Genomic DNA, 1,714 nt, shown 5'->3' with positions numbered 1-1,714 from the left:
TTATATCACGATCAGAAGCAGCAGATTGAGTATCTGTTTTAAAATAAATAAGTTCCCAATTATCTCCCGCATCTGGCATACCACTTTTTGAATGAAGACCCGTCCTAAAACCTGGGGTAAATTCCTCGGAAATATGGTCAATTGCATAGTCTACCCAATGACCACCTTCATGAATTATCATTTCTGCTAAATTATCAATATACTTTTTATTTCCTTTATTTTTTGAAACCGTGTTTACTACACCAGAATCTATATTAATAACATTGGGCTTATCTGGATCAAAACTCGCCAAATCATTTAAACTTTCATTCATTATAACAGTGGACCCATCTCCATCTTTGAGCATTTTCCGTATAATTTTATCATCTACACCAAATCTCTCTTTAAACACTTCTCGAAATTCTGATTACTTCGCCACATTATCCACTAATCAAAATGATCCGGATAGAACCAGTAGATTTCCTTTTCCTCCACATTACTTGCATACACAAGATATATAATTACTGTTTTACTAAAACAAAAACTTTGCAATCTGCAAAGTTTTTGTTTTAGTACAGGCACGGATTACAAATCCGCGCTATTGGGGTACTATAAATAATACCCCATCTTCATAATTAAATTTTACTTTATTATTATAAATTCTTTTGTTTAATTCTATAAAATCTTTTTTTAAGTCTTGATTCAGTTGTGTACAACCTTGAATATGTTCAACACTTATAAAATCATATTTCCATTTTTTTTTGTTAAGAATATACATCATCTTCTTATAGCTTTCTGAAAACTTCTTCTTTTCTTTTAATACATCACAATCATATGAAAAATCTAAAAAATCTTCATATCTATCCAATCTTATTTCATACTTTGGAGATATATAAACTTTTATTTCATCGATTGGAATCGGTTCCCTCTTTTCTTTACATTCCAATAAGAATAAGAATAGGAATTTAAACTTATTTTTTGCTTTTATCTGTCTCATATTCCGTTATCCAAACCGAAACTTCTAGTTTTCCATTACTAAACCATCTACTTATTCCTCTTCCGTCCCTCGATTCCAAATAATCATCTAATTCTTGATCTGACTGATATATATGAGGGTCATTTCCCCAATCAGAATATATTAAATCTACATGTCCTGAAGCACCATAGGTATCTGTTGCATGAGATTTTATATATATGACTCCTTTGAAATTTTTGTAAGCTTCAAATTTCTTGATAAAAGTATCAATATCGCCTCCTGCATCCATATGTAAAGTTGGAGGACCAAGTTTATCTCGAAGATATCCACCCATTTCAGTATATACTATCTAAATCTGCACAATTTCTTGCCACCTTAAAATACCTCTTTCATCCTTTTCTCTCTACTTTATGAATCTTATAATATCGTAAAAATAACGCTTTCTAAAACAAAAACTTTGCGGATTGCAAAGTTTTTGTTGTCTTTACAGGCACGGATTACAAATCCGCGCTATCAGGTGAAAATTAGGAAGTTGACACTAGCATAACATCTTCTATTTCCCAATAATTATCATGCAATCTTAGTTTAAATACAGCATTTCTACCGTAATAATCTTTTTTTATACGATGGTCAACAAAAACTAATGCACTTCTTTTAGAACGATCAAATACAATCTCTGAAAAATAGACAACACCTATCTCACATTCATTAGTATGTTTATCATACTCTGCCAGATCCAGAACTTTTGCGGTACACAAA

4 protein-coding genes are annotated in these 1,714 nt (G+C 31.2%); all 4 read right to left on the bottom strand.

Features of this window, described 5'->3' with window-relative positions; all coding sequences use genetic code 11:
- The coding region (locus DD829_RS11865) for a hypothetical protein (protein WP_133240945.1) at positions 1 to 391 on the bottom strand (391 nt) is incomplete at its 3' end.
- Between the two features lie 186 nt (positions 392 to 577).
- The gene (locus DD829_RS11860) at positions 578 to 976 is read right to left on the bottom strand and encodes a hypothetical protein (protein ID WP_108410258.1); all 399 of its coding nucleotides are present in this window, start codon (positions 974 to 976) and stop codon (positions 578 to 580) included.
- Complete coding sequence (locus DD829_RS11855) at positions 951 to 1,289, bottom strand: hypothetical protein (protein WP_108410257.1); 339 nt, start codon at positions 1,287 to 1,289, stop codon at positions 951 to 953. The genes DD829_RS11860 and DD829_RS11855 overlap by 26 nt, the downstream gene beginning before the upstream one ends.
- A gap of 190 nt (positions 1,290 to 1,479) precedes the next feature.
- On the bottom strand, positions 1,480 to 1,714 hold a 235-nt coding region (locus DD829_RS23595; protein WP_165814859.1), incomplete at its 5' end, for a hypothetical protein.

This window comes from Chryseobacterium sp. HMWF035, assembly GCF_003094695.1.
Classification (GTDB): domain Bacteria; phylum Bacteroidota; class Bacteroidia; order Flavobacteriales; family Weeksellaceae; genus Chryseobacterium; species Chryseobacterium gambrini.
Note: the sequence above shows the minus strand (reverse complement) of the source record. Positions and strands in the feature narration are given on the sequence as shown.